General features: G+C 67.7%; 6 protein-coding genes. 2 read left to right on the top strand and 4 right to left on the bottom strand.

Annotated features, from left to right (window positions below; translation table 11 throughout):
- Window positions 1-74: 74 nt before the first annotated feature.
- Window positions 75-791, top strand: coding sequence for a DHHA1 domain-containing protein (locus B124_RS36580; protein ID WP_496507338.1), 717 nt, complete (start codon window positions 75-77; stop codon window positions 789-791).
- Between the two features lie 174 nt (window positions 792-965).
- On the opposite strand, the gene B124_RS36575 is transcribed toward B124_RS36580, so the two are convergent.
- The 4 genes from B124_RS36575 to B124_RS36560 are packed head-to-tail and all read right to left on the bottom strand — an operon-like array spanning window position 966 to window position 6,012.
- On the bottom strand, window positions 966-2,237 hold the full coding sequence (locus tag B124_RS36575; RefSeq protein WP_496507337.1) for a hypothetical protein: 1,272 nt from the start codon (window positions 2,235-2,237) through the stop codon (window positions 966-968).
- A complete protein-coding gene (locus B124_RS36570; RefSeq protein ID WP_496507336.1) occupies window positions 2,234-2,527 on the bottom strand; it encodes a hypothetical protein in 294 nt (97 codons plus the stop codon). Before B124_RS36570 ends, B124_RS36575 begins: the two co-directional genes overlap by 4 nt.
- 33 nt (window positions 2,528-2,560) lie before the next feature.
- Window positions 2,561-5,227: a formylglycine-generating enzyme family protein gene (locus tag B124_RS36565; RefSeq protein ID WP_496507335.1), complete on the bottom strand. Its 2,667-nt coding sequence runs from the start codon at window positions 5,225-5,227 to the stop codon at window positions 2,561-2,563.
- Window positions 5,224-6,012, bottom strand: a complete 789-nt coding sequence (locus tag B124_RS36560) for a class I SAM-dependent methyltransferase (RefSeq protein ID WP_496507334.1) — start codon at window positions 6,010-6,012, stop codon at window positions 5,224-5,226. Before B124_RS36560 ends, B124_RS36565 begins: the two co-directional genes overlap by 4 nt.
- Before the next feature lie 244 nt (window positions 6,013-6,256).
- On the opposite strand from B124_RS36560, the gene B124_RS36555 reads away from it, so the two are divergent.
- Window positions 6,257-7,861 (top strand): IS1634 family transposase, encoded by a 1,605-nt coding sequence (locus B124_RS36555; RefSeq protein ID WP_496500751.1) that lies wholly within the window; start codon window positions 6,257-6,259, stop codon window positions 7,859-7,861.
- Window positions 7,862-7,891 lie beyond the last annotated feature (30 nt).

The following is a 7,891-nucleotide window of genomic DNA, read 5'->3' as shown; positions in this document are numbered from 1 at the left end:
ACATCCTCGACGACCCCGGCGTACGGGCCTGGTACGCCGACCGGGCGGATGCCGAGGCCGCCGGGGCACTCGCCTTGTTCGGCGAGAAATACGGCGACACCGTCCGCATCGTCGACATCGGCGACTTCTCCCGCGAACTGTGCGGCGGCACACACGTCGCCCACGCTTCCCAAGTCGGCACCTTCCGCCTGTTGTCCGAATCCTCGANCGGCTCCAACCTCCGCCGTGTCGAGGCCCTCACCGGGCACGGGGCCCTGCACCACCTCGACACCGAGCGACAGTTGCTGAACGAACTGGCCGCACTGCTCGGCACCCGCCCCCAGGACGCACCCGACACCCTCCACAGGCGCCTGGAGGCCCTTGCGACCGCCCAGACCGAGCTCGCCAAGACCAGGAAAGCCCAACTGCGATCCCAGGCCGCTCAACTCGCCGACAACGCCCGCCACGTCGGCGAAGGACAGCTCGTCGCCCAGCAGATCACCGACGTCACCCCCGACGAACTGCGCATGCTGGCCACGGACGCCCTGGCCCGACTCTCCGCAGGACAGTCGGTTGTTCTCCTCGCCATGCGCCACTCCGGCAAGGCCCTGCTGATCGCAGCCATCTCCCAGGAACTGACCACCCGCGGCGCGCAAGCAGCCCAGATCCTCACCCGCGCCGCCAAGGCAGTCGGCGGCGGAGGAGGAGGCACCGGAGCCATCGCCAGTGCCGGCGGGCGCCGCCCCGAAAAGCTCGATGAGGCCCTCGCCGTAGCAGTCGAGGATGCCACCACTTTGATCAGCAACAACTGACGTCAGCCGTGGTTGGTTCGCCCAGCCTCCGGGCGAACCAACTCCATGGCCAGGACGTCAAGCCTCATCAGTCGTCTCTCAACCGAACGTGATCGTTTGATTCTTGCTGCTCGGAACGGCTGGCCTGCGGGAGCTGCGGTCAGGGCGTGCAAGGACGTGAGGTGAGGCTGTTCTCTACTCTCGTCTGTGGTCTCGGGGCTGTCCCCGTAGGGCACGCAGCACGAGCCGTCCGTAGCGCGTCGTGAGGAGGGCGCCGGTGGCGGCCAGGGCGCCGCCTAGGTAGGCGAGTAGGTGCCAGGGACTGGTGTCGCCGAGGACCTGTTGGGCGCCCAGGGCGGTGCCGAGCGGTAGGCCGAGGATGGTCAGGATGCCCAGGGCGCCGTTGATCTGCTGGCTTTCCTGGTTCTGGACGAGGCGGGCGTAGTCCGTTGCTTCCGCGAGGATCTCGTCGAACTGGCGTTGCAGGCTGTGCTGGCTCTGGTAAGCGAGCAGCAGGTCGTTGGCCGGACCGTGGCGGGTGAGGTGCTGGCGCCAGTAGGTGCTGCGGAAACGGGCGATGTGCTGTTCGAGCCCGGCCACGTTGCGGGCGAGGTGGCCGCGGTCGAAGACGCGGGAGAGTATTTCGGTGAGTTGGTTGATGTGGTCGCGTTGGATCATGCCCAGGAGTAGGGCGTCGAGGTAGACGGTGCGGGCGTGCAGTTCGGCGAAGCCGAGGAACGGGTCGTGGGGTCCGCGGTCCGGGCGGCAGCCAATGAAGGCGGCGCCGTCGCGTAGCACGAGGGCGCTCCAGTCTGCGGAGAGGCGTAGGGCGTTCTCCGTGAGGCCGGGGATGGTTGCGGGGTCGGGTGGGTAGTCGGTGGCGTTGGTGCGTGAGGCGAGTGCCCACAGCCACTGGTCTGCGGAGGGCCAGGTGCGTTGGCGGGCCGGGTACAGGCGCGGCAGGCGCTCGTCCTGCGGCGTGAGGAACGCCACCGTGAATGCCTGGGCCCTCGGTACGAGGCTGGTGTTGGCCGGTAGGAGTGCTGTGGGTTCGAGTCGGCCGGTCAGCGGCGACGGCGGGGCGTCGGGGCGGTGGGCCAGTGCGCGGAGGACGTCGTGGAACCCGCGGCCGTTGAGGTCGTTCGCCGTGAGGTGGAGGATGGCGAGGGCTCGTTGCCGGTCCTCTCCGAGCGGGGTGTGCAGCAGCTCTACGCCCTGGGCGGTGAGGTCACTTTGCGTTATGTCGATGGTGCGGTGCCACCGGCAGGAGCGTTCCGGCTCTCCGTACAGTACGCGGGCCGTTGGCGTGGCGAAGTACGTCTTTCGCGTGGTCCGGTCCGCGACGCGGTCCCGGTACCGGAAGGGGAGAGGGCCCTTCTCCCAGCCAGGAGGCGCCGTCATCCGCGCCGGCAGCACGACGGTGATGGTCTTGCGTACTGCGCTCAGGGAGTGGCCTCCCGGGCTCACCCGTAGAAGGCTTCCGGGTCGGGCTGGTCCAGGCGGATCACGAAGGTCGCCTGCCAGCTGTCCAGGCTGGGCAGGTAGAAGCGGACGCGCTCGCCGATGCGGATGGTGCGGAAACCCTCGGTGACTATGTCGGTGTAGTTGAAGGAGTAGGTCCGCCCGTCCGCCTCGTCTTGGACGACGTAGTTCCGCGTCTTGCCGTCCCGTCCGCCGCCGTACGCGGTGCGCTCGACGGTCCTGCCGAAGCGCGGCGGGCCGTCGGGCGCCGTGCTCGCTTGCTCCTTACTGCTCATCGCTGCTCCATGACGTCGCGAGGTCGGCCCGGTTCACAGGTCCTCAATGAGGCGGAAGCCGACCGCGTTGCTGCTGCCGTGCCGCCGGTAGAGGCTCTTGGAGCTGGTCTGGACTGCCCGTAGAGGGTTGTCGTACGAGCCGCCGCAGATAACGGCTTCTCCGGGAGGGTCCACCATGGTTGAGGTCCACTCCCAGACGTTGCCGGCCATGTCGTGGACCCCGTAAGGGGAGTGGTTGGCTGGCCGGTCGTGGACCGAGGAGACCCATGCCCTGTTCAGGTCGTTCCGGTCGAACTCGGCCTTCCATGCCTGGTACGTGACCACCGGATGGCCGATCCACGAGTCCGCACAGTTGACGGATTCCAGGTCCGGGACGTCACCCCAGGGGAAGAGCCGGCCGTCGACGCCGCGGGCCGCCGCCTCCCACTCCAGGGAGGTGGGCAGACGCTTGCCCTCGAAGGTGGCGAAGGCATAGGCACTCCACCAGGTGATGCAGGTCGCCGGGTGCGCGTCATACTTGGGGTCGCTGTAGTAGTCCCTGGCCCGCAGTCGTTCGAACCATGGTGTGTGCACGATTCCGTCAGGTTGATCGGGATGGTCCCAGCGGGAGGTGCCGTCGTCGTTGAGTTCCTCAAGGAAGCGGCGGTATCGGGCCACCGTCACGGCGTGGCGGTCGAAGCGGACCGGCCTGTCGAGGCGGCGCAGCATGAGGTGTTCGGCTGGGCCGACGAGGTAGACACCGGGCGGCACGACGCAGTCGTCGCTGATCGAAGCTCCGTTTGAGGTGAGGGAGAGGAAGTTGCGGACCTGTTCAGTGAGCCGCCCGCCATCCGGCACCTCGGCTGCCGCACGGCGGTTGGCGGACTCACTCAGATAGCGGGCGGTGAGCAGCTCTTGGTAGGCGGTGTGCAGGAAGGTCACGGTGTCGGGGCCGACCGGTCGGAACAGCTCGGCTGGACGCAGGTACGCGAAGTCGATCCGGCCGTCGTCGAAGATGGCACCGCCAAGCGTGTTGTGCAGGTCCAGAAGGGAGAACGACTGCTGGTCCGTGAGGAATGCGCGGCCTGCCAGCTCCGCCAGGGGTGTCGCCAGGTGAGCCAGGCCGCCCGAGTGGAGGACCGAGTCGATGTGGTGGCCCAGCAGCTCGCCCAGCGGCCTGGACTCCCGGATGCCCAGGGCAGCGGATAGACCTCGCTCCAGGGGAGTGGAACCCGCGGCCGTCCCTGCCTCCGGTCGGTCACCGGCCGCGGGTCGGGCGTCGGTCAGGCGCAGGACGTTGACATGGGGGAGACGGTCCGGCTCCACTCCGATCGCGTACATCTGCTCCACCAACTGCTCGGACAGAGCGCTGTGGTGATCGAGCAGCCCGCGCATCTGCGGTGAGTCGGCGAGGAAGGAGACGCGGGAGCTGAGGACGACCGTCGACTCGGCAGACAGCAGCGGCGACAGGTCCGCGAAGAGACGCAGGAAGCCAGCCGGGCTGGGCTGGTCCACGGCTTCGTCGATCGCGTCGAGTACGCACAGCGCGGAGCCTGACCGGACCAGGTACAGGAAGACGGCGAACGTCCGGTCCCGATCGTCCCGGTTCTTCAGCACGAGACTGCGGGCGACGTACTCCGGGAACGTCTCGCCCTTGAGATTCAGACTCAGGTCGAAGTAGAAGCGATACCTTCCCCTGTCTGGCGGCGCGTCGGTGACGAGGGAGCGCAGCAAGGTGCTCTTGCCGCTGCCGGGCCGTCCGATGACGAGGACGTTCGCCGAGCCGCGGGCAAGTTCCGAAAGGGCCGATGCGGCATCCGGTACGTCGGTGATACAGCTGTCCCCGGTGCGGGAGTCGGAGGTGAGCATGGCCGCGCAGATCGGAAGGCGCTGCGTGGGCAGTTGCGGCACCGCGGTGGTGACATCCCTCAGGTGGCTGTCGAAGTCCACCAGGCTGTCGACGAACCGGTCGTACCGCACGCAGCGACGGTCCCGCCCGAACAGCTCATGCCCCTCGCTGACTTCGTCGTTGAGGATGACGAACCTGGTCACCTTCGGCAGCCGGGTGCGCAGCAGTTCGCCATCGGTGGAGGCCAAGACGGAGCTGAGTTCCTCGGCACTCGATGACAGCAGCAGCTCGGCGTACTCCAAGCGCATCCCGGACTCGCGGCAGAACAGCTGGTACACCGTTTCCGGCGACAGCATGAAGCGCTTGGCGAGACGGTATCCGAGGGTAAGGTACAGACCCGAGAGGAACTCGGTGCGGCGCGCGGTCTCCGGGAGGAGTCTCGGGTCGTCGCCGACCAGGGCCTGGCTTGCGGTCTCGGTGAACCAGGCGAGAACGGTGACGAGCCGGCGGACGGCGAGGAGTCCGTCCTCCTCGGCGATCTCGTAGCCATCATGGGAAGAGCGGTTCCGCAGCCGCTGGATGTCCGTGAACGCGTCGATGACCGTATTGCTGCGGATGTGTGGTCGGCATCCCTTGATCAGGTCGTTGAGGGCGCGGGCCGACGGGTCGCCGGGGACCCGGTGGTGTCGCCACAGTTCCTTGAGCAACTTCTCGGTGAGCTTGCCGATCAGGGTGACGGCATTTTCCGGGTAGCCGTCACTCAGCGATCGGAGCGGACGCTCCAGGTCGAGCCCTAATCGCTCGGCGATACGCGCGTGATCGTCCAGCTCCTCACGGAGACGGCCCAGGCGTTCGTCGACGAGTCCGGTCACCGCGGCTTCCCGATCCTCTCCGACGAGGGCTGGGCAGCCGGCTCCGCTCGGCGACCCAACACGAAGGCGAAGCGGTCGGGGAACTGGAGATACGGCCCCGGGTATCTGTCGCTGATCTCGACGATGCCGGCCTCAAGCTCCGCATCGGTGAACGTCGAGAGCAGCGACATGTAGCGGGCCCGGACCATACCCAGGTACCGGTCCTTGCCGATGGTCAGCGGATACTCGACGTAGGTCAGATCAGCCTGCAGACCGGCTTCGGTCAGATGCCGGGTGATGTCGGCCGGGTCGGGCTGAAGCTCCTCGTAGCGGCGGAGAGCAGCATCGAAGAGCGGGTATTGGATCGTCTTCGGCAGCATCGCAACCAGCAGACGGCCACCAGGGGCCAGCAGCTTCGCGAGACCAGCGAGCGTCCGGGAGCGATCCTCAATGTGGTGGACGGCCTCCTTCATCCACGCGGCATCGATCGGCGCTGTGGGCAGACGGACACGCCCCTCCGCCAGGTCCTCCGCCGACGCCTGCACCGGCGAAAGGTCGGACGACGACGGGAGCTGCTTGAGCATGCCGGCGGAGGGGTCCACGCACTGCAGCGGAAACTCGGGCTTGATGCGCTGGGCGACTTCTCGTGCATACAGGCCGGTCCCGCAACCTATGTCCGCGATCCGCTCCTCGGGCCCGAGCTGGAGCGCATCGATGATGCAGGAGGCCATCCAGCGGATGTAGCCGCCGCTGTAGGTCCAGTTCTCGTCGTACGTGCCGGCGAGTCGGTCATAGTGCTGGCTCACGTCACCTGACACCCATGCCCCCACCTGCGACCGACCTGGACGGACCACGTCTTAGCGTACCCAGGAGCCCACGCAGAGCAACCGTGCGGGGCGTCTAGACCCGGACTTCGCGGGTCGTTGATTCGTATGGTGTGACTGGTCCGGGGGTGTCCCGGGTCGGTCGTTCGGCGTTGGGTGGGGTGTGTCGATGACTTCCCGGTCCCCGCGGCCACGGTCTGTCCGTCAGCGCCTTGATGTGGTGGTGATGTCCGTGGTGGAGAAGCGTCTGGGCGCTCTGCCTGTCGCTGCCGAGTTTCTGCGCCGGTTGGATGTCGCGGGGGTCGTCGACGAGGTGTGCCCGGGGGGTGCGAGCGCGCATCTGACCCATGGGCAGGTGGTCGAGGCATTGGTGGCCAACCGGCTGACCTCGCCGGCACCGCTGGTGAGGGTCGGTGACTGGGCCCGCACCTGGGCGGTGGAGGAGATCTTTGGTATCGAGGCGGATCTGCTCAACGACGACCGTCTGGCCCGGGCCCTGGACGCGATCGCCCCGAAACTGGAGGCCATCGCGGGCACCGTCGGCGCACGGGCCATCTCCGAGTTCGGCATCGATGTGTCGCGGCTGCACTGGGATATGACCAGCATGTCCGTCCATGGCGCCTATCCGGTCCAGGACCAGGACGAGCAGTACCCGGTCATTGCCCACGGGCGTCCCAAGGACCGGCGGGTGGACCTTAAGCAGGTCCAGACGGGGCTTGCGGTGTCCGCCGACGGCGGCATCCCCGTCCATGCCCGGGTCCTGGGCGGCAAAGCGGCCGAGGTCAGCCAGGCCGTCGGGGCGATGAAGGACCTGCAAGGCATGGCCGGTGAACAGAAGTTCCTGATGGTTGCCGACTCCAAACTGGTGTCGTACGCCAACATCACCGCGCTTTTGTCGGCCGGGGTGGACTTCATCGCCCCCGTCCCGGCTGCCCAGGTCAAGGACGAGGTCTATGCCGCGCTGGATCTCACCCAGGCCCAGGCTGTGGACTGGGTGCCCGGGCGGGACGCGGGCAAGCCCGCCGACCAGCGGGAGAGCTACCGGGTTCTGGAGGACGTCCATACCCTGACCGGGCCCCGCAAGCGGGACCCCGTGCACCGGGTGCGCCGGGTCCTGGTGCACTCCACCGCCGTTGCAGCGGGCCAGCGCAGAGCCCGCGAGAAGCGTCTGGCCCGGGCCGGTGAGGAGATGGACAAACTCGCGAGTGCAGCCGGCGGCCGGCACTACAAGACCGGCTCGAAGATCACCGCTCGCATCGGAGTCATCGCAGCCAAACGCCATGTGACCTCCTGTCTGCGCTGGACGATCACCGAAGACGAACACGGAAAGCCCACCCTGGCCTGGCACTTCGACCAGGAAGCCTTGGCCTCCGAGGCCGCCGTGGACGGCTGGTACGCGCTGCTGACCAGCATCCCGGCCGAGCGGGCCAACTCGGCCCGGATCCTGGTCCACTACAAGGGCCAGGGCGCGGTCGAACGCCGCTACCACGACTTCAAAGGCCCCCTGGCGGTCGCACCGGTCTTCGTGCAGCACAACCGGCGCGTCGCCGCCCTGATCCAGGTCATCTGCCTGGCCCTGCTCGTCTTCTGCCTCATCGAACGCCAGGCCAGACGCGCCCTCGGCGGCGACCAGACCATGACCGGCCTCTACCCGGACAACCGCCGAGCCCGCCCCACCGGCCGCATGATCTTCTACCACCTCGGCGAACTCACCCTGAGGATCGGCAACCTCACTGACCCGCCCACCGTCCAGATAACCCGCGGCGTCCAACTCCACCTCCTCGACCTACTCGATACCGACATCGGACAAACCCGCTGGCCACAGACCTGAAAGGTGACCCGCGAAGTCCGGGTCTAGAGG

This window comes from Streptomyces sp. CNP082, from assembly GCF_059570535.1.
This window is presented reverse-complemented; position numbering and strand designations above follow the sequence as displayed.